We start from the raw sequence: 22383 nt of genomic DNA, 5'->3' as shown, positions 1-22383 counted from the left end.
GATAAACAAACCGTTAGTGTAGTTGAATGGTTATAACAAGTTAAGTCTTTTCATTAACTCACTTTTGTTAGACCTACTAACAGGAATAATATCTTGTTTGATTAACACACTATTATCCTCTATATCAATAATTTTGGATAGATTTATAATGTAAGATCTGTGTACTTTTAAAAATAATTCTTGAGGTAATTTATCTTCTACCTTTTTTAAAGTAGAATGAACAATATGACTTTTATCGTCGGTTTTAATTCGAATATAATCTCCTTTTGCTTCAATAACATTGATATCCGAAAAATTAATTTTTACCAATCTTCGATCAACATTCACATAAAGTTCTTTGGTTTCATCTGAAGCCTCGGAAGAAACAGATTTTTCTCCTTTTACAACAAAGCTTGACAGCTTTTTAATCGCTTTTTCAAAACGAACTAGTTTGATTGGTTTCAACAAATAATCTACCACGCTCGGATATTCAAAAGCTTCTAAAGCAAAGTTTTTATCAGATGTTGTTAAAATTATTTTTGGCGGGTTCTTTAAGGTTTGCATAAAGTCAAATCCAGAAGAGGTTGGCATGTGAATGTCTAAAAAAATCACATCAACTTCATTTCCATTGAGGTATTTAATTGCCTCGATAGCACTAGAGAATTCCTGAACCACATTTAGTTCTGGAATTTCACCACATAGCTTAGATACTATAAGTCTAGCGGCCGAATCATCGTCTATGATTATGCAATTCATGATCAATTATATTTTAGTGGGGCTTAAAAAATCCAACATGGATTTTATAATTTCTACAAAAGAGTCATAGCGCTTTGTTTCTCGACGATCTCTAAGATCATTCTCAAATAGAGCAGCTTCTTCATAACCTTTTGTGAGTCCCAATATACTAATTTTATGTTTTATTTTATGGACATTTTCCGCAGTTTTTATAAAGTTTTTTTCTTTAAAATTTTTTAAAAACTCTTCAAATTCTTCGGGCAACTCTCTTTTTAGTACTGATAAAATTTGATTTTCAAAATCAATATCACCGTCAGATAGTTGTTTAATATAGTTCAAATTAGGCTTTTCCATATTACTTGGGTAAGGTGAAATAAAATGTAGTTCCTATATCAACTTTAGATGTTAACCAAATTTCTCCTTCATAAAAGTCGATAATCTTTTTAACAATGGAAAGGCCAACTCCTGTAGAATCTTCAGATTCTTCTAGTACTTGAAATACTTGAAATATTTTTTCATGATACTTCTTAGGAATTCCTTTACCATTGTCTGAAATACTAAACTTCCAGTGCTTTTTTTCTTCATTACAATTAATTTCAATAAGTCCTTTTTCTTTATCGCAATATTTAATTGCATTGCTTATTAAGTTTTGAAATAATTGGATGAGTTTATAGGAGTCTCCTTTTATTACAGGAAGTTTTTCAGCAACTTTTACTATAAAATTTTCAGGAATATGTATTCCTTCTAAGATATCATCAACAATATTTTGTATATCGATTTTCTTGTTGATTTTTTCTACTTTATCAATACTAGCATAGTTAAGAATTCCATTGATTAAAAGATCCATTCTGTCTACTCTTTTTAAGAGTAATTCAAAATTTTGATTAATTTCTTCATTGGCAAATTCGGCGCTATCTTCTTTAAGCCAATTTACCAAAGTATTCATACTTCTTAACGGTGATTTTAAATCGTGTGAAACTACATGAGCAAAATCATTTAATTCTTGATTACTTTTTTGTAAATCTTTTAATACCAGTTCTTTCTCCTTTTCTGCTTTTTCTCTCAATCGTAAACTCAATGCATTTTTTAACTGAGTAGCGGCTAAGCTTGCAATAGTTTGAAGCGTTTTTAAATGATCTTCTGTGAAAAAGTTTTTGCTTGTATGTTCTGAGTCTATTACTCCAATAATCTCTTCGTTAGCTATAATTGGTACAGCTATTTCAGAAAACCTCAACTTATCGTCTACAATGTATCTATTATCTTTACTTGTATCAGCAATAATTTCAGCTTTTCCAGTTTTTGCAACTGTACCTACAATTCCTTTTCCTAACGGAATAGCTATTTGATTTAAAATTTCATTGTCAGAAGAAACTTTTTCGCCATAGGCAGCTATCTGATTCAATTCATTCTTTTCTTTATCTAACAAATAAATAACACAGTCTTCAAACCCTAAAAGTCCGATTGTGTTTTTGGTAATTTCCCATGCTATTTCATAGATATTTGTCTTTCCAAGAATAGAAGACATTAAGTTATTTAATGCTTCTAATAAAGCTCCTTGCTTTAACTCCTCAGTAATATCTTCTACTAAAGCTACCTCATACTTTATAGAACCATCAGGGTCTCTTACAGCTGCTACACTAGTTTTTGCCCAAATGATCTTTCCTTTTTTAGACATATACCTCTTATTCACTGTAAACTCTTCTAGTTCGCCCGTTAAGAGTTTATTAAGGTACATATAAGATAACTCTTCATCATCTCCCATAGAGACATCCCCTACAGTCATTCCAATAAGTTCTTCTTCTGAATATTCAATGATTTCTTGAAAAGCTTTGTTAGACTTTAAAACTCTTCCCTTTTTTGTAAGTACAATTCCTAAAGAAGAATTGTCTACAATCGCATCTAATTGTTGTTTTTGCGCTTCGAAAGCTTCTTGTCTCTCTTTGGCTTCGGTAATATCTCTAACAATTCCGTGTGCAAACCTAGGTTCTGTTTCTCCATCTCGAATGATTCTAGAATTAATCTGCACCCATTTTATCTCTCCCGATTTTGTGTAAATGCGAGCCTGATAATTTTCAAAATGCCCTATTTCAATTAGCTTATAAAAAGACTCATATGCATATTCATAGTCGCCTTCGTAGATAATTTCTGTGACATTGAACTTTTCTTTTTTTAGGTTATATCCAAAGAATTTTGTTGCAGGTTCATTCATCTTTAAAACGTTCCCGTGCAAATCCATTAAGATATAGGAGTCTATAATGTTATCAAAAATATCATTAAACTCGATGGTTTGTTCATCGATAACTTTTGATAAATTTTCGTTGATAGAAGCTAATTCTTCTGTCTTTTCAAATAACTCTAATGATTTTTGTTCAAGAATCTTTTCAGCTTCTTTTCTGGCAAGTCTTTCTCTTTCTAAGGCTTTTTGAAGAATATGAATTTTTTCATCACTCATTCTCCAAAATTACAAACTTTACTTCAGAACCATCTTCTTTTATTTTTTGGTAGGAAACTGAAGCTGAAGTTCCATAGTGTTCAAATGTTTTTTCTATAAGACCATGAGCAAATGCATACATAGATCTAGAAGAATAATAGATTAATTCTAATTTATTTTTTGTTTGATTTTTTATTTCAAATCTAGGCAGCTCTGCATCAGGATATATTTTTCTAACTTCTACATGAATATGACTTTCAACAGATGAAAGTAATTCCATAGGATTCTTATACGTTTTTAGAATCATAGAATAATCTCTTTCTAAGACACTAAAAAAATGTAAGCTATACACATATAACAACTCATCAATGGTAAGGTTTGTTTTCTCACTCAAATTACTAATTAAAGCAATCATTTCAGAGAAATCATATGTTCCAATAGATGTGTAAGCTCCTTTGGAAGGGAGGTTCGATTTTTCAATGATTTCATCTACTGTTTCTAATCCAAATTTAGCTTCTACTAATTCAAGAAATTCTGTAAAAACAATACCTTTCATTTACGATATAATTAGTTCGTTATCCATCCAATAGTTGATCAAATTACTAATTTTCTTTTGATAATCTTCATAATGCAAAGGTTTAATCATGTAACCTGAAACTCCAATCTCATAACATTTTTTAATATCGTTGTAATTATTTGATGTAGACATAACTACGATAGGAATATGTTGAAGGTTTTTGTTGGATTTAAGAGTCTTTAAAAATTCTAGGCCATTAATCTTAGGCATATTCAAATCTAAGATGATTAAACTAGGTGATTCTATTTGATCTAAAACGTCTAAAGCTTTTTCTCCATTTTCAGCTTCAATAATTGAGTGTCCTCCTAGCTTAGATGCAACTCTAGAAAACTTCATGCGTTCTATATCATCATCTTCAATTAATAGAATTTTTAATTTTTTCATTGATTTGTCATTGGTTTTTCGAGTACAAAAATCATTAAAAAAGAATGAACTTACGTATGCTTTAGTTTAATGGATGTCAAACCTCGACGAATGGTAGTTTTTGTTCGTTAAATGAAAAAGCATCGAAAAAATCGATGCTTTTTAGAGGTGTCGAGCGGATTCGAACCGCTGTAGATGGTGTTGCAGACCACTGCCTAGCCACTCGGCCACGACACCTAATGAGTGTGCAAATTTACATTTTTTTTGCTTTTTGCACTATTTTTTTGCGTTTATCTGCTTTGCTCTAAAATTATGGTCACATCTTCTACATTTCCTCCTATTGGCGGATTAATCTTAGCTACTTTAACTATAGCTTTATCAATCATAAGGAGTTCATCAAAAAAGCGATTCAAAATTCGTTGTGCAACTTCTTCTAGAAGTTTCGATCGAATTGCCATTTCTTGTTTCACAATATAATTTAAATGAACATAATCTACTGTATCAGTCAATTCATCTGTTTGAGAAGATTTTGTTAAATCAGCTTCCACCTCAACATCTACTCGATACCAAGAACCAATCTTAGCTTCTTCTTCTAAACAACCATGATTGGAGTAGATTTTAATATTATTTACCTGAATTTTTCCCATGCTATACTTTTTCCCACATTTTTTGCGAGTTCAATCGAAATGATCCTAAATGATGAAAACTACATTGATCTGGTGAGATTAAAGAAAGAAAAGGTTCTTGCTTTTTGTTATTATACAAATGATAAATCTCTCCAATAACAGGTTCAAAATTAAATTTTGCATTGTACACAAGGTCATTGTACTCAAACTGAGTCATTAACTCCTGATATGCTTTTTTAATCTCATCAAATTTACTTTTCAACTGTTTATTTACCTTATCAACTCCATCATTCTTCCACGTAGCTGTGTCCAATGGAGTAATTGCTGGAGCACTGGCATTAGTTCCATAGGGTTTTAGAGACGCATCGTACTGTTGTGTCTCTTCATTAAACACTACTAAATCTGGTTTTTTTTCCATTTTTAAGATAAAGAGCAAAATTACAACAATTTATTATCATCAACTTCTATAGAAACTTGTTTTATGAGGATTTAATCTAGGGATTTTCCTTAATTTTGCCCTTTCAATTTATAATTGATTCAAATGTCTGAAGAAAAGAAGTCGCTTAATTTTATTGAGCAAATTATTGAGGAGGATTTGGCAAATGGTATGCCGAAAGAAAATTTACGTTTTCGATTCCCTCCAGAACCCAATGGCTATTTACACATCGGCCATACCAAAGCTATTGGAATTAGTTTTGGTTTAGGAGAAAAATACAATGCTCCTGTTAATCTTCGTTTTGATGACACCAATCCTGCAAAAGAAGAACAAGAATATGTAGATGCTATTAAAAATGATGTTTCTTGGCTAGGGTATGAGTGGGAAAACGAATTATATTCTTCGGATTATTTTCAGCAATTATACGATTGGGCTGTTCAATTAATCAAAGAAGGAAAAGCCTATGTAGATAGTCAAACTTCGGAGGAAATTGCTGAGCAAAAAGGAACTCCAACTCTAGAAGGAACCAATAGTCCTTTTAGAAATCGTTCTGTAGAAGAGAATTTGGAATTATTCCAAAAAATGAAAAATGGCGATTTTAAAGAAGGTGAGCATGTATTACGTGCAAAAATAGATATGGCTAGTCCGAACATGTTGATGCGCGACCCGCTGATGTATCGAGTGCTTTTTAAAACACATCATAGAACTGGAGATGATTGGTGTATCTATCCAATGTATGACTGGACTCACGGTGAAAGTGATTATATAGAACAAATTTCTCACTCATTGTGTTCTTTAGAATTTAAACCTCATAGAGAATTATATAATTGGTTCCGTGACAACGTGTACGAGTATAGCAAAACAGATTATCCGCATATTCCAAAACAACGCGAATTCTCTCGTTTGAACTTAAGTTATACTATTATGAGTAAGCGTAAGTTGATGCGTTTGGTTGAAGATGGTGTTGTTTCTGGTTGGGATGACCCAAGAATGCCAACTATTTCTGGATTGAGAAGACGTGGTTATACTCCAAATTCTATCAAGAATTTTATTGAAACCGTTGGAGTTTCGAAAAGAGAGAATGTAATTGATGTAGCTTTATTAGAATTTAAGATTCGAGAAGACTTGAATAAAACTGCTAATCGTGTCATGGGAGTCTTAAACCCTATAAAAGTGGTGATTACCAATTATCCTGAAGGAGAAGAGGAAATGTTGATTGCAGAAAACAACCCTGAAGATGAAAATTCTGGCTCTAGAGAAGTTCCTTTTTCAAGAGAAATCTATATCGAGAAAGAAGATTTTAGAGAAGAAGCTAATAAAAAATTCTTCCGATTAAAATTAGGTAAAGAGGTTCGTTTAAAGAATGCTTACATTATAAAGGCGGAAAGTTGTACAAAAGATGCTGAAGGAAATATTACCGAAATTCAATGTACATACGATCCTTTAAGTAGATCTGGTAGCGGAACTGAAGAAAGTAAACGAAGAGTAAAAGGAACCTTGCATTGGGTTTCTGTTAATCATGCAGTAAAAGCAGAAGTAAGAGCTTATGACCGTTTGTTTTCAGACGAAGCTCCTGACAGTCATAAAGACAAAGATTTTATGGAGTTCTTAAATCCAAATTCTTTGGAAGTCATTAATGCTTTTGTAGAACCTAGTTTACAATCAGCTGAGATTGGAGACCGTTTCCAATTTCAACGACTAGGATATTTTGCCGTTGATAACGATTCTACTTCAGAGAATTTAGTATTCAATAAAACCGTTGGTTTGCGCGATAGTTGGGCTAAAAAACAAAGTTCATAAATGATTCCTCAATACATTAAAAGGCTAACAACTGAACAATTAAAATCACGTTTAAAAAAAACTAGAGTTGTAGTAATTGTTCTAATCGTTATGTTGTCTGTATTGATATGCGCCTCTGTTTATGGGCTGATAACAAAAGATAACAATCCTGTTTTTTTATCTATTTTAGTAGTTGGTCTTTTTTGTTTTGGAACCTTGCCTCATCAATTTAAAATGATGAGAAAAATTAAAGAAGAAATTGAAAGTAGACGAATTATAAAATAATCTATCATGAAAAAAATACTAGTATTCGTTTCTTTAGTATTCGTTTTTTCTTGTACTGGAAAGAAAGAAAAACCCATTGTTGCTGAAGTCTCTTGCGGACAATGTCAGTTTGATTTAAAAACTCAAGATGGTTGTGATCTTGCAGTAAGAATTGATGACAAAGCTTATTTTGTAGATGGCGCTCACATCGATGATTTTGGTGATGCTCACGACAAAGAAACTGGTTTTTGTGAGGTTGTTAGAAAAGGAGAAGTTATTGGAAAAATTGAAGGCGATCGATTTAGAGCAGAATCGATTACGTTAATTGATAAAAAATAAATGAGTTAGGAAAACAAAAACCGAAATCTATACGATTTCGGTTTTTGTTCTCTTATGTCATAAGATTCACTTAAGGAGCTGGATTTGGAATTAATTGATGAACTTCTTCAATCTCTCTTAAAATTTGCTCCGACAGTTCTATATGAATGCTTCCAATGTTTTCTTTCAACTGATCCATTTTTGTAGCTCCAATTATGTTACTAGTTACAAATGGTAATTGATTGATAAAAGCTAAAGACAATTCAGTTAATGTTATCCCATGTCTGTTGGCAATGTCTAAATATTTTTTTACAGCCTCTTCAGACCCAGGATTTTTGTATCGAGCAATAAAATTTGGAAATAATGTTCCTCTTGCTCCTTCTGGAGTTTTCCCGCCAATATATTTTCCAGACAAGACTCCTTGTGCTAATGGCGAATATGCCAATAATCCTATATTTTCTCTCATAGAAACTTCAGACATTCCAACTTCATATCCTCTGTGAATTAAGGAGTATGAATTCTGCATTGTAATCATTCTTGGCAGACCATTTTCTTTGGCAGTTTGCAAATATTGCATTGTTCCCCAAGGAGTTTCATTAGACAATCCTACATGTTTGATCTTTCCTTGTTTGATTAATTCTCCTAAAGCTTCTAAAATTTCTAAATGATTTTCAGCTTCTTTTGCCGATGTTTGATATGGATAATCGCGCACGCCAAAGCAATTCACACCGCGTTCTGGCCAATGCAATTGATACAAATCAATATAATCTGTTTGTAATCTTTTTAAACTCCCTTCAACAGCCTCAACAATAGCCTCTTTAGCAAATCCATTTGTACGAATATGAGCAGTATAATCTCCAGCTCCAGCAATTTTACTCGCTAATACTACTTTGTCTCTGTTTCCTGTTTTTTTAAACCACGTCCCAATGATCTCTTCTGTTTTTCCGTAAGTATCTTTTGAAGCTGGCACTGCATACAATTCTGCAGTGTCAAAGAAATTAACTCCTTGTTCTAAAGCGTAATCCATTTGTTCATGACCATCAGCTTCTGTGTTCTGTTTTCCCCAAGTCATGGTTCCTAAACATATCTTGCTCACTTTTACATCCGTATTGGGTAGTGTGGTGTATTTCATTTTAGGTGTTTATTTGTTTAAACAGTTTATTCGTTTTCTATTTTTTATTGAATTCATCTCCAAACACATCAATAGATAAAACTCTAAACTAATTTAGTGAGATTTCTCGACTTTGCTCGAAATGACATTATTAATTCTCTTCTATTGATTCGTTTATTTGTTGTGACTGTTTAACACATAAACATATCCACAAATAAACAACTTAACTAAATTAGTATTGCATTAATTCCAGGAAGCGTTTTCCCTTCCAAGGTTTCTAACATCGCTCCTCCTCCGGTAGAGACATAGCTTACTTTATCTGCAAAACCAAATTGTTTTACAGCAGCAACTGAATCGCCCCCTCCTACTAAAGAAAATGCTCCATTCTGAGTAGCTTGGTCGATTGAATTTCCTAAAGCTATCGTTCCTTTGGAAAAAGTTTCCATTTCAAAAACACCTAAAGGCCCGTTCCATAAAATTGTTTTACACTGAGCCACAACTTTATCAAAAACTTCTGCAGAAATTTCACCTGCATCTAGACCCATCCATCCATCAGGAATTTCATTTACTCTCACGGTTTTTGTATTGGCATCATTGCTAAAACTATCGGCAATTACAGCATCTACAGGCAAGTGAACTTGCACGTTCTTTGCTTTTGCTTTGTCTAGAATTTCTAAAGCTAAATCCAATTTATCATCTTCAACCAAAGAATTTCCTATCTGACCACCTTGTGCTTTGATGAAAGTAAAGGTCATTCCTCCACCAATAATTAAGTGATCTATTTTGTCCAGAATATTTTCAATTACTGTAATCTTAGAAGATACTTTAGCTCCTCCTAAAACTGCCAATACAGGTTTTTGGCTATTATTTAAGACTCTATCTATACTTTCAATTTCTTTGGCTAATAAGTTTCCAAAACATTTGTGTTCTGGAAAAAATTCTGCCACAATCGTAGTTGAAGCATGTGCTCTATGTGCAGTTCCAAAAGCATCATTCACATAAATATCTCCGTTTTTCGACAATTGCTCTGCAAATGCTTTGTCTCCAGATTTTTCTTCAGAGTAGAAACGTAAGTTCTCCAACAATAAGATTTCTCCATTTTCTAAATTAGCAACTGCTTCTTCTACCTTTTCGCCTACACAATCGTTTACAAACTTTACCTGAACACCAATTACTTCAGAAACTTTTTCTACAATATGCTCTAAAGAATACTTCTCTTCTACACCTTTTGGACGACCTAAATGCGACATCAAAACCGCAGATCCACCATCTTCTAAAATCTTGATAATTGTAGATTTTGCAGCTTCAATACGTGTAGTATCTGTGACTTCAAAATTCTCATTTAACGGCACATTGAAATCAACTCGGATGAGTGCTTTTTTGTTTTCGAAATTAAAATCGTGAATGGTTTTCATGGAACGTTTCTATTTATAGTTCAAAGTCTTGTATTCTTTTTTGCCTAAAAGCGAAACAAAAATAACCATTTCAATACGTATGCCGAAGGCAAAATTCTAAAAATTGAGAGAACGTTTTCGTATCCTAGTAAGCTTCAGTCACCGTTCGTTAAAGTTTAAAATCCAATAGTAACTTTTGCACATTAAAATTCATCATTCATAATTCGCAATTCTAATTTCTTAATTTTACATTTGTTCCATGCCTTTCGATCACATTATCGGACAACATCATATTAAAAACCATTTGCAAACTTCAGCTGAAAATGGTCGGATTCCGCATGCTCAATTATTTGTAGGAAAAGAAGGAAGTGGAACACTTCCCATGGCAATTGCCTACGCTCAATTGTTGTTAGAACAATCATCTAACAATCCTGAAGCAACAAAGCTGAAAGCTGAAAAATTACAGCACCCTGATTTACATTTTGCTTTTCCTGTTACTACAAACGATTCGGTAAAGAAACATCCGGTAAGTAATCTCTTTTTGGAAGATTGGCGCGAGTTTACCTCTGAGCACCCTTATGGTAGTTTGTTCAATTGGTTGCAATTTATTGGCGTAGAAAATAAGCAGGGATTAATTGGTGTAGACGAATCTCTAGAAATTGTAAAAAAGTTACAACTCAAATCCTATGAAGGTGGTTTTAAAGTCATGATTATTTGGATGGCTGAAAAAATGAATATTGCCGCCGCTAACAAATTACTGAAGTTGATAGAAGAGCCTCCTGCAAAAACAATTTTCTTGTTGGTTACTGAAAATGAAGATCAGATTATCAATACTATCAAATCGCGTTGTCAATCATTACATTTTCCTGCCTTAAGTGAGGAAGATATTGCAAGTGCTTTGATGGAACGAGAGCAAATTTCTGAAAATGAAGCTGTAAAAATTGCACATCAATCAGAAGGAAATTACAACAAAGCTGTGCATCTACTACACCAAGATTCTAGTGATTTACAATTTGAGCAATGGTTTATTACATGGATTCGTGCTGCCTTTAAGGCCAAAGGAAATGCAGCTGTGATTCAGGATTTGGTTGCGTGGAGTGACGAGATTGCCAAATCGGGACGCGAAACTCAAAAGCGATTCTTAGCCTATTGTTTACAGTTCTTTAGACAGGCTTTGTTGTTGAATTACAAATCTCCTGACTTGGTGTTCTTAGAAACACAAACGCCTAAGTTTGATCTGAAAAACTTTGCTCCGTTTGTTCATAGTGGGAACATTCAAGAAATCACCAAAGAATTGAACGATGCCTTGTATCATATAGAACGTAACGGAAATGCAAAGATTATTTTACTAGATCTTTCTATGAAATTGACACGTTTTTTGCATAAGAAGGAGGAGACAGTTTAGTTAACTTATGCAGAATGTGATTTTGTTAAATCCGGCTAACCATCATTCAAACAGTAATTCAAAAATATTTTAGCCAATTCAATATTAGATAAGTTTTTATGCTGTTCCATCCTAGATTCTTCTATAAAATCATGTAAATAGTAAAAGTCCATGAGATTATAATACTTGCTATCTTCGAATTCAAACTCAATTTTCCCTTCAGTTTTTTCAGCTTCAAAAAAAGCAATTTCCTTATCAAAACTAAAAGGCTTTTGCATATAGATTTCAATTACTTCAGATTCTGGGTCTAAAGAATTTTCTTTTATAAATTGGTTTTCGTTTCCTCCTGATCTGAAATAATGGATAAGTTCTATGAGTGTCATCAATTTAAATATAGAATATTAGAATTTATTGCATTTAATATAAATTCGGGTAATCTGAAAATGTAGAACGGGAATCAACTTCAAACTAAAAGCAAAAAAATATTTCATTTTTTTTTACCTTGGATGTAACCTTTTCTAAAAACGCTGGTTTACAAGATAGAAACCAACCAAAAACAAACACCGTTGAGTCGAGCTACAGACGAACAAATTATGATTGAAGTATCTAAAGGAGATTTAGATCAATTGCGACATCTGTTTGATCGTTACCATCTAAGAATTTATAATTTCTTTCAAAAAATGGTGCGAAATCAAGCTGTTAGCGAAGACTTAACTCAAGATGTGTTTGCCAAGGTAATTCGGTATAGAAGTTCTTACAATCAAGGGAATTTTGCTTCTTGGATTTTTACCATAGCCAGAAATATATTTTCAACCTATTACCAAAAGCAGAAAAAAGAGAGAAGTCATATGATTAACGATGACATGACAGATTCTGGAGAAATATTAATTACTGAAAGTAATGAAGAGGAGTTAAGTCATTTGCAAAGAGCGTTGTTGATGCTTAGCAATTCAGACAGAGAATTGATTGTAATGCATCGATTTCAGGAAATCAAATACAGTCAGATTGCAGAAATCATGGGAAGCTCTGAAGGAGCTGTAAAAGTAAAAGTGCATAGAGCACTTAAAAAATTAAAGGAAGTTTATTTTCAAACAATCTAATAAGGAGAAAGAAGAAAAGAGTAAGGAGTAAGGAAAATGAAGCCTAATTACTAGGCAATAAAAACTAAGTACTAATGAACAAGTGCGAAAACATACAAGATCAAATAGCTGATTTTTTGGATCAGAATTTAAACGACGAGGACATGAAAAAAATCCAAGAACATACAGATAGTTGTCAAGACTGCAACAAAGAACTTGAAGACATGAAAGCGTTGTTCTTTGACATGGCAGAAGATGAAATGGAACAGCCTAGTCCTTCTCTACGTTCAAATTTTGAGGAAATGTTGGCTTCCGAAAAAGCTAAAGCTAGTGCTGAGCAAAGTCGAAGTAAAGAGACCAAAGTAATCTCTATACAAGAAAGAAGGTCTTGGAAATCATATCTGCAAGTTGCTGCAAGTATTTTAATTGTAGTAAGTGCCTTTTTGATTGGTAAATATTCTGATCCGGGAAATGCTGTTGTAAATCCTCAGGTTGCTAGCATCTTAACGCAGATTGAAGATCAGAGTGCGAGTCAGCGTATTGCTGCGATGAATCTCTCAGAAGAAATTGAAACCACAGATAAAAAAATTATACAAGCTATAGTTGACCGTTTGTTATATGATGAAAAACCCAGTGTGCGTCTAGCTGCAGTAGAAGCCTTGGCAAAATTCTCATCTTTAGAAATGGTTAAGCAAGCTTTGATAAAATCGTTGGAAACAGACAAAGACCCAGCGATCCAAATAGAACTCATTCAAGTTTTAGTAAAAATTCAGGAGAAAAGGGCGCTCCCTCCTATGAAGAGATTACTAGACAACGAAGACGTTCCTCAATATGTAAAAAAAGAAATACAATTTAACATCCCTAGTTTATCCTAGAAAAACAAAATATCATGAAAAAAATCATCTTATTATTTATCTTTTGTTCATCAGTAGCTTTTGCACAAAAGAACACATATAAAAAATCTTTACAAGGAATAAAGAAAGTACGAATTGAAAGCGGCGCAGATATTACTGTAGTTGCAGGAAACACATCACAGTTGATCTTAACTGAGATGGGAAATAAAGACAACCACGATCGTTTTCCAGGTCATTTTGACGATAACAAAAAGAAAAAAGATCGTAAAAAAGGATTGAGAGCAATTTATCCTGGAGGAGAAGATAACACTGACGGGTTTGGATTCTCAGTAACGACAGAAAATGGTGTATTAATTGTGAAAGACCTTAAATCTCACTTTCAAAGAGAAGATATCAAAGTAACTTTACCAAAAACTATGAATATTGATATCGATAGTGGAAACTTAGGCGGAATTGTTATAGATGGATTTACCTCTGAGGTTGAAGCTGATGCCAATGTAGGTGAAATTACTTTAAAGAATGTAACAGGTCCTATTACTGCACACACAAGTACTGGAACCATTAGTGTTGTTTTTACAAATGTTAGTCAGTCTTCACCCATAAGTATTTCAAGCTCTGTAGGAGAAATTGATGTAGCCTTACCTTCTAACACCAAAGCAAATTTGAGTGTAAGAACCAACGGAACTGTATACACAAACTTCGATTTTAAAGCACCTCCTAAGAAAGGATTGCCAAACAGAAGTGGATTGAAAAATATCGAAAAGTCTTTAAATGGTGGTGGTGTAAAGATCAAACTAAAATCTTCAATGGGTAACATTTACCTTAGAAAGAAAGAATAAAACTGTCAGTTCAAGCGCAGTCGAGAATTAGGAATCCTCAACATTCTCCATTGCTTCCCGACTGTGCTCGATGTGACATTTAAAACATTTCAATTAAAACTTAAATCAATTAATAATGAAAAGAATTGTCTTCTTCATAGGATTGTTATTGACTATTAGCAACCTATCAGCTCAGAAAAAAGTGACTGCCAACGACCGCAGCACAGGAATTGAAGATGTATATGTTCATGTAAAGTTTGCCGATAATATTGAAATCGTGCAATGGAACAAAAAAGAAGTATCTGTAACAGCCACAGTGAATATTGACGACAATGAACACAACGATTATTTCAGCTTAAAAACTGATAAAATTGGATCTACATTCACGGTGAAGTCGGATTATGGAGATTACTTTAAAAAGTATCGCAATTATTACCGAAAAGGAAAAAGTAAAAGAATAAAAAATGATGACGATGATGATGACTGTGATTGTATCGAGTACACTATGGAAATCAGCTATGTAATTAATGTTCCAAAAGGGATGAACTTAAAAGTAAAAAGCATTTCTGGAAACGTGCAAGCCGATGCCTATGCTGGATACTTGAACTTGGACCTCATCAGTGGAGATATTGATATCAAAAAGCACTCTCAAAACATGAAGTTGAAAACCATTAGTGGAGATATTGATATCTATGTATCGGATGCAACCTTTGAAGCAAAAACATTGACTGGAGGAATCTATTCTGACTTAGATATTGATTTTAGTCAAAACAAAAAGAGAAATCACAGCAATCGAATTCGTGCAACCGTAAAAAGTGGTTCTGCAACGTTGGATTTGGATACCATTAGCGGTGATATCTTTTTGAGAAAAAGCTAAACTTTGTTCATTATAAACTTGAACACCTCAACTCTTTATTGAATTAAATGTTGGGGTGTTTTTTTGTATTCTTTTATTTGACTTACTAATAATAGTATGAAACTAGTTATCCAAAATAAAAAACCTGGTCCTAGATAAAATTCAAAATCTCCTAAATCTGTATGTATTAAAGGTATTCTTGTAAAAAGAAAAGAGAATAAACTAAAAGCAATTGTAAAAATTGAAATCAAAATTCTTAATGAAATATTTTTCTTTCGGATTAAAAGAGATACTATATAAAGAACATTAGCCATACACGGTAACGAAAATAAAAGATCATACTCAAAAACACTAGACATCCCTATAACATAGGCATGAAAGCCAAAAAAAACCCATTCTCCCCAAAAAACTGGCAGAAACATAGATAAACAGTAAAGTATAACAGAATACCCAAAGAGAGAATTACTTTTCAACGTAAGTATATTTTTTACATCAACCTTCATACTAAAGTTTCAGGACATAATATTATTTTCTATTTCATCTTTCATTATTTCATTTCTACGAGTAAGAAACTTGATCATGTAGCTTTTAAGAAATAATATATCCGCTAGCTTTCCTAAAAGGCCACAAGGAGACACATATTCAAATACATCAATCATTTTTGTTTGACCATTCTCTTCTTCAAATATATGTATATGTTTAAACGATTTGAAAGCTCCTCTTTGCATCTCATCAACAAAAGAATTTGGAAAATCAAATTCTGTGATTTTACTCTCTAATGTCTGCCATACTCCAAAGTGTCTAGCTTTCCAAGTAACACTTTCTCCTAATTCAATTAAACCAGAAACTTTTCCTGCTATTGCCTTCTCTTTAGTATGTGCCGCAGATTTTGTGTGAAAATCAATATTCCTAGCTAAATTAAAAACCTCTTCTCTTGAAGCATCTATTAAGGTTTCTACAACTATTCTTGGCATTTTTTAAAGATTCTTTTCTTTGTAAACCTCAGCAATCGTTGGGTTTTCAGGGCAAGATTTAATTTGCTGTAAAACATCCCCAGCTTGGACATGTCCGGTTTGCAAAACCTTAAAATAAATACCACTCATGGTAGATCTTGTAAATTGTGGTACAATTTTTCGAGTATCGAATTTCATGGCTAACTTTTCGCAAGGTTGCCTAGGTTTTGTTACTTCAATAATTACTTCACCTACTTTAAAGGTATCTCCTACGTGAATTTGTGTTTCTTCAAGATCATCAATGGTTAAGTTTTCTCCAAACATTCCATACTCCCAATCTTGATTAGGGTATAATTCTTTCCAATAGTCATAATGTTTTAAGGAATATCCATACACCGCCTGATCAATTCCTCCATGATATTCTCTGTTGCAAATAGCATCACCTTTCACGGTCTCCACGTCTAAAAAAATAGGTCCACTTACCGATTTTTTAAAGATTCCGGTCGTAATGGTTTTTCCTTTCCATTCTACTTCTCTTTGTTCGCCGATGTTTGTTGAGACTATTTTCATTGTACTATTCTTTTAAAAAGTTCTGCAAGACATCTGCAATCTTTCTGTTGTCAGATAGTTGCGGAATTTTATTTTGTCCGCCAAATTTTCCGATGGATTTCATATACTCATGAAATCCGCCTTTTTTAACTTTTCGGATAATCAACGGACGTAATACTTTTCCTTCTATCAAATCGAAATAATAAATGTTTTGTTCTTGCATTGAAGCGTCAATCTTTGCCGCTAAGTCTTCTAAACTCTCAGGTTCATTTTCAAATTCTATAAACCATTCATGATAAGGTAATCCTTCTTCTGGATTTACTTGTGGTGCTACTGTAAATTCACTCACATTCGTCTCAGTTCCTTTGATAGAATCATTCAAAGCCTTCTCTACTTCTTTTCCAATCACATGTTCTCCAAAAGCTGAGATAAAATGCTTGATACGTCCCGTTACCTTAATTCGATAAGGTAGAAGTGAGGTAAACTCTATTGTATCTCCAATATTATAACCCCATAAACCTGCATTTGTATTTAAGATGATTACATAATTTACCCCCAACTGAACATCTTCTAGAGAGATTCTAGTAGGATGCTCATTAAAGAAATCTTCAGCAGGAATAAATTCATAGAAAATTCCGCTGTTTAGTTGCAACAGCATTCCTTCTTCATTCTGAGAATCTTGATAGGCGATGAATCCTTCCGAAGCAGGATACAATTCAATATAATCTATCTTTTTTCCTATTAAAGCTTCAAACTTATTTTTATAAGGTTCAAAATTCACGCCTCCATAAATAAAGAAGTTGAAATTTGGAAAGAGTTCTGTGATGGTTTTTCCTGTCTTCTCAATTAACTTCTCGAAATACATTTGTACCCATGAAGGAATTCCACTAATCACAGTCATGTCTTCATTAATCGTTTCTTCAACAATGGCATTTACTTTGGTATCCCAATCTTCAATACAATTGGTTTCCCAGCTTGGCAATCTATTTTTTTGCAGATATTTAGGCACGTAGTGTGCAACTATTCCACTTAACCTTCCTAGATTCACTCCATTTTTATCTTCTAAAACTGGGCTTCCTTGTAAAAAAATCATTTTACCATCTACAAAACTTGCATCATTGGTTTCTGCAATGTAAAAGAGCAAAGCGTTTCTTGCCGCTTTGATATGGGTAGGCATCGAATCTTTGGTGATGGGAATATATTTTGCTCCCGATGTAGTTCCTGACGTTTTTGCAAAATAGATAGGTTTCCCTTTCCACAGTACATTTTCTTCACCTGCAACAATCCTATCTACATAAGACCGAAGTCCCTCATAATCATTTATGGGAACGTACTTTTTAAAATCTGTATACGATTGAATTTTATCAAAATGGTGATCTTTACCAAAGGCAGTATTTTTTGCTTTGGAAATTAATTTTTTGAATACTTTTTCTTGGGTTCTATGGGGTTGAAATGCCCATTTATAAACTCGTTTTCTTACTCGCTTGGCAAAAGGTATTGCAAATACAGTTTTTACACTCATCTACTCAAAGTCTATATAATTTGTTGGATTCACAGCATAGCCATCACTCCACAACTCGAAATGCAAATGAGGTCCCGTGGTTAATTCTCCTGTAGAACCAACACTGGCAATGGCTTCACCAGATTTTACCAAATCGCCTTGTTGTTTTAACAAGGTTCCATTGTGTTTGTATACTGAAATAAAATTGTTTGCATGTTTAATCAAAATCACATAACCCGTTTCTGCTGTCCATTCCGCAAAAATTACGGTTCCATCTGCCACCGCTTTTACGGGTGTTCCTGTTTTGGCAACTATATCTAAGGCAAAATGTTTGTTCTCTGCATTAAAAGCTTGTGAGATGCTTCCAGAAATAGGCGCGAAAAATACAATTTTGGCTTTGTTTTGTAATTCATCCGACAAAGGAAAACGGTCTTTACTTTCGATTTTTTCTCTAAACAAAGAGTCTTGGCGAGTAGCGTTTAGCTTAGTTTCATCTATCTGTGTTCTTCTATTAAGATCTTGAATAGAATCTATAGGATCATCTCCTACTACTTCACCTGTTAAAATAGGTCGTATGGCTTTTGTATAATTTTCTATAACTGATAATCTATTCTTTAAAGAGTCGGATTCAAAAGTTAATCTGGCTGCATCCTTCTTCAATTGTGTAGAAGAATAACCAGGAATGTATTCCTTAATTGGTGTGAAGGCAATTAACAAAATGGTTCCTACAATAAGAATGACAGAAAAGATTCCTCCAAAAACAAATACATTCAGTCTGGATAGTTTTAACGCAAAACGTTCTTCGAAGGTGTTTTCGTTTAAAACAACCAATCTATATTTATTGGTAAGCTTTTGTTTTAGCCTTCCTTTCTTTTTTTTGTTTTCAGCCACTTTGTTTGTGTATTGATACAAATATACAACGAAACCCTTATTAGGGTATTTTGATGTTGTGATAAAATTAACAAGATAGTTGTTTAGTTCAAATTCTTAACTCTCTGCTTTCTAAATTCAGCATTCGATATTCAATGATATATTCTATTTTCTATAGAAGTTCATTTCATCGATATACTTCCAAACTTCTTTAGGGAGCAAAGGCTCTACATTTTTATTTTGTTTGATTCCTTCTCGAATTGAAGTTGCTGAAATCTGAATTACAGGTGCATCAACCCTATGAATTTTAGGGTGATCTCTAAATTGATTTTTTACTTTTCCTCCGCCAATCCTAGGGTATACATAAATCTGATGATGTTCTAAAATGGTTTCGTAATTTTTCCATTTGTGAAAAGTCTTCAAATTGTCTTCTCCCATAATCAAACAGAATTCTTTGTTGGGGTATTTTTCAGAAATATGAGCTAAGGTATGAACTGTGTAATAAGGTTGAGGAAGTTTAAATTCTATGTTAGATGCTCTTAATTTTGGATAGTTTTCCACAGCCGTGTAAACCAACTCATATCGATGGTGATTGTCTAATAAAGATTGTTTCTTTTTGTGTGGACTTTGTGGTGTAACTACAAACCAAACTTCATCTAAGTCGGAATATTCAGCCAAATGATTGGCCAAAATCAGGTGTCCAACGTGAATTGGATTGAACGATCCGAAATACAGCCCAACTTTCATGTTATTTTTTTAAGAATTCTTCTACTAAATCTTCCGCTTCTTTCAAAGCTACATCCAAATCGTAATTCTTGATGATTTGATCAAACTGAGGCGCTGTTGCCATTTCTACAGGAGCTTTTGCTACTCTCATCGCAATTTTCTCAGGGCTCTCTTCTCCTCTTTTTTTCAATCTGATGATTAACTCATTAATATCTGGAGGTTTTACAAAAACTGCTAATGTTTCTTCAGGAAACTTTCTTTTTATTCTTAGCCCTCCAGCAACATCAATATCAAAAATCACATGTTTCCCTTTGTCCCAAATGCGTTCAATTTCTGATTTTAATGTTCCGTAAAAATTGTCTTTATAAACTTCTTCCCACTCTAAAAATTCTTCAGATTTTATTTTCTGCTTAAACTCTGATAAGGATATAAAATAATAATCGGTTCCATCTACTTCTTTTCCTCTAGGTTCTCTAGAAGTTGCAGAAATAGAGAACTCTAATCCAAAGCGCTCTTGACTTAACAAGTGACGAACAATTGTTGTTTTCCCAGATCCTGAAGGTGCAGAAAACACAAATAACTTTCCTTTGAAGTCTGACATTATAATACGTTTAGTATTTGTTCTTTAATTTTTTCCAATTCGTTCTTCATTTGAATTACTGCTTTTTGCATCGCGGCAAAATTAGCTTTAGATCCAATGGTATTAATCTCTCTACCAATCTCTTGTACAATAAACCCTAACTTTTTTCCATTAGAATCACTGGTTGCTAATTGTTTTAAGAAATAATCTAAGTGATTAGCTAGTCTAACTTTTTCTTCATTAATATCTAATTTCTCTAAGTAGTAAATCAGTTCTTGTTCAAAACGATTTTCATCTACTTCTGCTTTAAGTTCTGAGATGGCTTTTTGTAAACGTTGTTTTACATGATCAATTCGTTCATCGTCTAAAGACCTAACTTCTTCTAAATATTTTTGAATATTTTGAATTCTTAATTTAAAATCTTCTTCTAATGAAGCGGCTTCATCAATTCTATATTGAATAATTTCTTTGGTAGCGATTTGAATATGCTGATGTATTTTATTCCATTCTTCTTCATCCAATTCTTCGCGTTCGGTTTTTAAGGCATCAGGCATTTTTACTGCCATTTTTAGCAATTCTACATCATCTGAAGCTCCAGTTTGAACCACATTTTTTAATTGCTGCATGTATTCACTAACCACGCCTTTATTGACTGTCGTAGAAGTTTCATCAGCTGTCATTTCAACAAAGATTGAAAAATCAACTTTTCCTCTTACCAACTGAGAAGCTAATTCTTTTCTTACAGCCAACTCTTTTTCTCTGTAATAAGAAGGAACACGAACATTTAAGTCTAAATTTTTACTGTTTAAAGACTTAACTTCAATCGTAATCTTTTTATTTGGTAATTGCAATACGGATTTCCCGTAACCTGTCATGGATTGAATCATGAATCATTTTTTAAATAAGCCACAAAGATACATTTTTATTTAGGTGTGGTTTTGCTTAAACCAACTCTCTTTTTGCTTTTGTACAGAAAAGATTACTTTTACCCTCAAAGCTTTTTTGTTTGGCAAAAGAAACACATATATTAATCATTCGGCTTTCTGCTATGGGAGATGTAGCCATGACTGTTCCAGTGATAAGAGCCTTAACAGAGCAACATCCAAACTGTAAGGTTACTATACTTTCTAAGCCTTTTTTAAAACCTCTTTTTAAAGACATTCCTAATGTGTCTTTCTTTGCTGCTGAAGTAAAAGGAAAACACAAAAGTATTCAAGGGCTGTATCAATTATTTAAAGATTTAAAGGAATTAAAAATTACGCATGTTGCCGATTTTCATAATGTTTTGCGTTCTAAAATTCTAAGAAGATTCTTTTCATTTACCAAAGTTTCTATTGCTAAAATTGACAAAGGGAGAGCTGAAAAAAGAGCACTAACAAGAGAAAGCAACAAAGTTTTCAAACAACTAAAAACCTCTCATGAACGCTATGCTGATGTCTTGAAGAGTTTAGGATTTGAAATAAACATAACTCAGCCAAAACCACTTGATAAAGAAACTCTTTCAAAAAAAACAATTGAGTTGACGGGAGACAAGAAAAATTCATGGATTGGCATTGCTCCTTTTGCTGCTTTTGAAGGGAAGGTTTATCCTATTAAATTAATGAAAGAGGTAATTACTGAACTGTCAAAAAAGCATACAGTTTTATTGTTTGGAGGTGGTAAAAAAGAGAGCAACATTCTCACTAAACTTGAAGAGACATATAACAATACTATCAACATTGCTGGTAAACTCTCTTTTCAAGAAGAATTAGTACTTATTAGCCATTTAGACTTGATGCTTTCTATGGATTCTGGAAATGCGCATTTGGCTGCTATGCAACAAATTAAAACAGTAACTCTTTGGGGTGTAACACATCCTTATGCTGGGTTTGCGCCTTACAATCAACCGCAAGATTATTGTCTTCTTCCCGATTTAAAAAAGTACCCAAAAATTCCTTGTTCTATTTATGGCAATAGCATTTTTGAAGGTTATGAAAATGTAATGGAATCTATTTCTCCAAAAACTGTAGTAGAAAAAATCAATACTATTTTATCATAAAAAAAAGAGTCTGTTTAGACTCTTTCTTCGTTTTGGTTGTGTAACTTTTGGTTGTTTATAAAAAGATTATCAATGTGTAAATTGATGAAATAGTTTACTTTTGAACAGTCGAAAGATACAAATTTTATTGAAACACTAATCATAAAGTTCAGACAATTCCAT

26 protein-coding genes and 1 tRNA gene are annotated in these 22383 nt (G+C 33.0%); 9 read left to right on the top strand and 18 right to left on the bottom strand.

What is annotated here, in order from left to right; all coding sequences use genetic code 11:
• Positions 1-30: 30 nt before the first annotated feature.
• From AAON49_RS12560 to AAON49_RS12525, 8 genes are all read right to left on the bottom strand, one after another.
• The gene (locus tag AAON49_RS12560; protein ID WP_349555070.1) at positions 31-735 is read right to left on the bottom strand and encodes a LytR/AlgR family response regulator transcription factor; all 705 of its coding nucleotides are present in this window, start codon (positions 733-735) and stop codon (positions 31-33) included.
• A 6-nt stretch (positions 736-741) separates the two neighbouring features.
• On the bottom strand, positions 742-1068 hold the full coding sequence (locus AAON49_RS12555; protein WP_349555068.1) for an Hpt domain-containing protein: 327 nt from the start codon (positions 1066-1068) through the stop codon (positions 742-744).
• A 1-nt stretch (position 1069) separates the two neighbouring features.
• Positions 1070-3166: a PAS domain-containing sensor histidine kinase gene (locus tag AAON49_RS12550; RefSeq protein ID WP_349555067.1), complete on the bottom strand. Its 2097-nt coding sequence runs from the start codon at positions 3164-3166 to the stop codon at positions 1070-1072.
• Complete coding sequence (locus tag AAON49_RS12545; RefSeq protein ID WP_349555066.1) at positions 3159-3701, bottom strand: heme NO-binding domain-containing protein; 543 nt, start codon at positions 3699-3701, stop codon at positions 3159-3161. The genes AAON49_RS12550 and AAON49_RS12545 overlap by 8 nt, the downstream gene beginning before the upstream one ends.
• A complete protein-coding gene (locus tag AAON49_RS12540) occupies positions 3702-4106 on the bottom strand; it encodes a response regulator (protein ID WP_349555064.1) in 405 nt (134 codons plus the stop codon). It abuts the gene before it with no gap.
• Positions 4107-4251: 145 nt separating this feature from the next.
• Positions 4252-4322 (bottom strand) — tRNA-Cys (locus tag AAON49_RS12535).
• Between the two features lie 53 nt (positions 4323-4375).
• Positions 4376-4732 carry a dihydroneopterin aldolase gene (folB, locus tag AAON49_RS12530; RefSeq protein ID WP_349555063.1) on the bottom strand — a complete coding sequence of 119 codons (357 nt, stop codon included), beginning with the start codon at positions 4730-4732 and terminating at the stop codon, positions 4376-4378.
• Between the two features lies 1 nt (position 4733).
• The gene (locus AAON49_RS12525) at positions 4734-5129 is read right to left on the bottom strand and encodes a DUF2452 domain-containing protein (protein WP_349555061.1); all 396 of its coding nucleotides are present in this window, start codon (positions 5127-5129) and stop codon (positions 4734-4736) included.
• Positions 5130-5252: 123 nt separating this feature from the next.
• Here AAON49_RS12525 and AAON49_RS12520 point away from each other — a divergent pair, with 123 nt between their 5' ends.
• From AAON49_RS12520 to AAON49_RS12510, 3 genes are read left to right on the top strand one after another with little or no spacing between them, the layout of a single operon-like run.
• The gene (locus AAON49_RS12520) at positions 5253-6947 is read left to right on the top strand and encodes a glutamine--tRNA ligase/YqeY domain fusion protein (RefSeq protein WP_349555060.1); all 1695 of its coding nucleotides are present in this window, start codon (positions 5253-5255) and stop codon (positions 6945-6947) included.
• Complete coding sequence (locus tag AAON49_RS12515) at positions 6948-7211, top strand: hypothetical protein (RefSeq protein WP_349555058.1); 264 nt, start codon at positions 6948-6950, stop codon at positions 7209-7211.
• Positions 7212-7217: 6 nt separating this feature from the next.
• A complete protein-coding gene (locus tag AAON49_RS12510; protein ID WP_349555056.1) occupies positions 7218-7529 on the top strand; it encodes a DUF6370 family protein in 312 nt (103 codons plus the stop codon).
• A gap of 70 nt (positions 7530-7599) precedes the next feature.
• Here AAON49_RS12510 and AAON49_RS12505 read toward each other — a convergent pair whose 3' ends face one another.
• Both AAON49_RS12505 and AAON49_RS12500 read right to left on the bottom strand, forming a co-directional pair.
• On the bottom strand, positions 7600-8640 hold the full coding sequence (locus tag AAON49_RS12505; RefSeq protein ID WP_349555055.1) for an aldo/keto reductase: 1041 nt from the start codon (positions 8638-8640) through the stop codon (positions 7600-7602).
• Positions 8641-8846: 206 nt separating this feature from the next.
• Positions 8847-10034, bottom strand: coding sequence for a phosphoglycerate kinase (locus AAON49_RS12500; protein ID WP_349555054.1), 1188 nt, complete (start codon positions 10032-10034; stop codon positions 8847-8849).
• Between the two features lie 238 nt (positions 10035-10272).
• On the opposite strand from AAON49_RS12500, the gene AAON49_RS12495 reads away from it, so the two are divergent.
• The gene (locus AAON49_RS12495) at positions 10273-11418 is read left to right on the top strand and encodes a DNA polymerase III subunit (RefSeq protein ID WP_349555053.1); all 1146 of its coding nucleotides are present in this window, start codon (positions 10273-10275) and stop codon (positions 11416-11418) included.
• 35 nt (positions 11419-11453) lie between these two features.
• Here AAON49_RS12495 and AAON49_RS12490 read toward each other — a convergent pair whose 3' ends face one another.
• Positions 11454-11780, bottom strand: coding sequence for a hypothetical protein (locus AAON49_RS12490; RefSeq protein WP_349555052.1), 327 nt, complete (start codon positions 11778-11780; stop codon positions 11454-11456).
• Between the two features lie 183 nt (positions 11781-11963).
• Between AAON49_RS12490 and AAON49_RS12485 the strand changes: the two genes are divergently transcribed.
• The 4 genes from AAON49_RS12485 (at position 11964) to AAON49_RS12470 (ending at position 15025) form a co-directional block, all read left to right on the top strand.
• Positions 11964-12497 (top strand): RNA polymerase sigma factor, encoded by a 534-nt coding sequence (locus AAON49_RS12485; RefSeq protein ID WP_349555051.1) that lies wholly within the window; start codon positions 11964-11966, stop codon positions 12495-12497.
• A 74-nt stretch (positions 12498-12571) separates the two neighbouring features.
• A complete protein-coding gene (locus AAON49_RS12480) occupies positions 12572-13351 on the top strand; it encodes a HEAT repeat domain-containing protein (protein ID WP_349555050.1) in 780 nt (259 codons plus the stop codon).
• Between the two features lie 14 nt (positions 13352-13365).
• Positions 13366-14169: a DUF4097 family beta strand repeat-containing protein gene (locus tag AAON49_RS12475; RefSeq protein WP_349555049.1), complete on the top strand. Its 804-nt coding sequence runs from the start codon at positions 13366-13368 to the stop codon at positions 14167-14169.
• Positions 14170-14284: 115 nt separating this feature from the next.
• Positions 14285-15025, top strand: coding sequence for a DUF4097 family beta strand repeat-containing protein (locus AAON49_RS12470; RefSeq protein WP_349555048.1), 741 nt, complete (start codon positions 14285-14287; stop codon positions 15023-15025).
• Positions 15026-15516: 491 nt separating this feature from the next.
• Here AAON49_RS12470 and AAON49_RS12465 read toward each other — a convergent pair whose 3' ends face one another.
• The 7 genes from AAON49_RS12465 to AAON49_RS12435 form a co-directional block, all read right to left on the bottom strand.
• Positions 15517-15978: an SRPBCC family protein gene (locus AAON49_RS12465; RefSeq protein WP_349555047.1), complete on the bottom strand. Its 462-nt coding sequence runs from the start codon at positions 15976-15978 to the stop codon at positions 15517-15519.
• Positions 15979-15981: 3 nt separating this feature from the next.
• Positions 15982-16527 carry an MOSC domain-containing protein gene (locus tag AAON49_RS12460; protein WP_349555046.1) on the bottom strand — a complete coding sequence of 182 codons (546 nt, stop codon included), beginning with the start codon at positions 16525-16527 and terminating at the stop codon, positions 15982-15984.
• Positions 16528-16531: 4 nt separating this feature from the next.
• Positions 16532-18028 (bottom strand): GH3 auxin-responsive promoter family protein, encoded by a 1497-nt coding sequence (locus tag AAON49_RS12455; RefSeq protein ID WP_349555044.1) that lies wholly within the window; start codon positions 18026-18028, stop codon positions 16532-16534.
• Positions 18029-18898, bottom strand: coding sequence for a M23 family metallopeptidase (locus AAON49_RS12450; RefSeq protein ID WP_349555042.1), 870 nt, complete (start codon positions 18896-18898; stop codon positions 18029-18031). It abuts the gene before it with no gap.
• A gap of 144 nt (positions 18899-19042) precedes the next feature.
• Positions 19043-19624: a nicotinate (nicotinamide) nucleotide adenylyltransferase gene (nadD, locus tag AAON49_RS12445; RefSeq protein ID WP_349555041.1), complete on the bottom strand. Its 582-nt coding sequence runs from the start codon at positions 19622-19624 to the stop codon at positions 19043-19045.
• Between the two features lies 1 nt (position 19625).
• Positions 19626-20204 (bottom strand): guanylate kinase, encoded by a 579-nt coding sequence (gmk, locus tag AAON49_RS12440; RefSeq protein ID WP_349555040.1) that lies wholly within the window; start codon positions 20202-20204, stop codon positions 19626-19628.
• Positions 20204-21070: a YicC family protein gene (locus AAON49_RS12435; RefSeq protein ID WP_349555039.1), complete on the bottom strand. Its 867-nt coding sequence runs from the start codon at positions 21068-21070 to the stop codon at positions 20204-20206. The genes gmk and AAON49_RS12435 overlap by 1 nt, the downstream gene beginning before the upstream one ends.
• A gap of 119 nt (positions 21071-21189) precedes the next feature.
• On the opposite strand from AAON49_RS12435, the gene AAON49_RS12430 reads away from it, so the two are divergent.
• On the top strand, positions 21190-22221 hold the full coding sequence (locus AAON49_RS12430; protein WP_349555038.1) for a glycosyltransferase family 9 protein: 1032 nt from the start codon (positions 21190-21192) through the stop codon (positions 22219-22221).
• Positions 22222-22383 lie beyond the last annotated feature (162 nt).

Origin of the sequence: Pseudotenacibaculum sp. MALMAid0570 (genome assembly GCF_040151415.1) — a bacterium.
GTDB lineage: Bacteria > Bacteroidota > Bacteroidia > Flavobacteriales > Flavobacteriaceae > Polaribacter.
This window is presented reverse-complemented; position numbering and strand designations above follow the sequence as displayed.

Bases quoted from the DNA above. Each gene is read 5' to 3' on its own strand.
- AAON49_RS12510 (WP_349555056.1), top strand. From the start codon at position 7,218: ATGAAAAAAATACTAGTATTCGTTTCTTTAGTATTCGTTTTTTCTTGT.
- AAON49_RS12560 (WP_349555070.1), bottom strand. From the start codon at position 735: ATGAATTGCATAATCATAGACGATGATTCGGCCGCTAGACTTATAGTA.
- AAON49_RS12465 (WP_349555047.1), bottom strand. From the start codon at position 15,978: ATGCCAAGAATAGTTGTAGAAACCTTAATAGATGCTTCAAGAGAAGAG.
- AAON49_RS12455 (WP_349555044.1), bottom strand. From the start codon at position 18,028: ATGAGTGTAAAAACTGTATTTGCAATACCTTTTGCCAAGCGAGTAAGA.
- folB (WP_349555063.1), bottom strand. From the start codon at position 4,732: ATGGGAAAAATTCAGGTAAATAATATTAAAATCTACTCCAATCATGGT.
- nadD (WP_349555041.1), bottom strand. From the start codon at position 19,624: ATGAAAGTTGGGCTGTATTTCGGATCGTTCAATCCAATTCACGTTGGA.
- AAON49_RS12540 (WP_349555064.1), bottom strand. From the start codon at position 4,106: ATGAAAAAATTAAAAATTCTATTAATTGAAGATGATGATATAGAACGC.
- AAON49_RS12505 (WP_349555055.1), bottom strand. From the start codon at position 8,640: ATGAAATACACCACACTACCCAATACGGATGTAAAAGTGAGCAAGATA.
- AAON49_RS12435 (WP_349555039.1), bottom strand. From the start codon at position 21,070: ATGATTCAATCCATGACAGGTTACGGGAAATCCGTATTGCAATTACCA.
- AAON49_RS12495 (WP_349555053.1), top strand. From the start codon at position 10,273: ATGCCTTTCGATCACATTATCGGACAACATCATATTAAAAACCATTTG.
- AAON49_RS12490 (WP_349555052.1), bottom strand. From the start codon at position 11,780: ATGACACTCATAGAACTTATCCATTATTTCAGATCAGGAGGAAACGAA.
- AAON49_RS12475 (WP_349555049.1), top strand. From the start codon at position 13,366: ATGAAAAAAATCATCTTATTATTTATCTTTTGTTCATCAGTAGCTTTT.
- AAON49_RS12520 (WP_349555060.1), top strand. From the start codon at position 5,253: ATGTCTGAAGAAAAGAAGTCGCTTAATTTTATTGAGCAAATTATTGAG.
- AAON49_RS12460 (WP_349555046.1), bottom strand. From the start codon at position 16,527: ATGAAAATAGTCTCAACAAACATCGGCGAACAAAGAGAAGTAGAATGG.
- AAON49_RS12545 (WP_349555066.1), bottom strand. From the start codon at position 3,701: ATGAAAGGTATTGTTTTTACAGAATTTCTTGAATTAGTAGAAGCTAAA.
- AAON49_RS12470 (WP_349555048.1), top strand. From the start codon at position 14,285: ATGAAAAGAATTGTCTTCTTCATAGGATTGTTATTGACTATTAGCAAC.
- gmk (WP_349555040.1), bottom strand. From the start codon at position 20,204: ATGTCAGACTTCAAAGGAAAGTTATTTGTGTTTTCTGCACCTTCAGGA.
- AAON49_RS12525 (WP_349555061.1), bottom strand. From the start codon at position 5,129: ATGGAAAAAAAACCAGATTTAGTAGTGTTTAATGAAGAGACACAACAG.
- AAON49_RS12555 (WP_349555068.1), bottom strand. From the start codon at position 1,068: ATGGAAAAGCCTAATTTGAACTATATTAAACAACTATCTGACGGTGAT.
- AAON49_RS12480 (WP_349555050.1), top strand. From the start codon at position 12,572: ATGAACAAGTGCGAAAACATACAAGATCAAATAGCTGATTTTTTGGAT.
- AAON49_RS12550 (WP_349555067.1), bottom strand. From the start codon at position 3,166: ATGAGTGATGAAAAAATTCATATTCTTCAAAAAGCCTTAGAAAGAGAA.
- AAON49_RS12515 (WP_349555058.1), top strand. From the start codon at position 6,948: ATGATTCCTCAATACATTAAAAGGCTAACAACTGAACAATTAAAATCA.
- AAON49_RS12500 (WP_349555054.1), bottom strand. From the start codon at position 10,034: ATGAAAACCATTCACGATTTTAATTTCGAAAACAAAAAAGCACTCATC.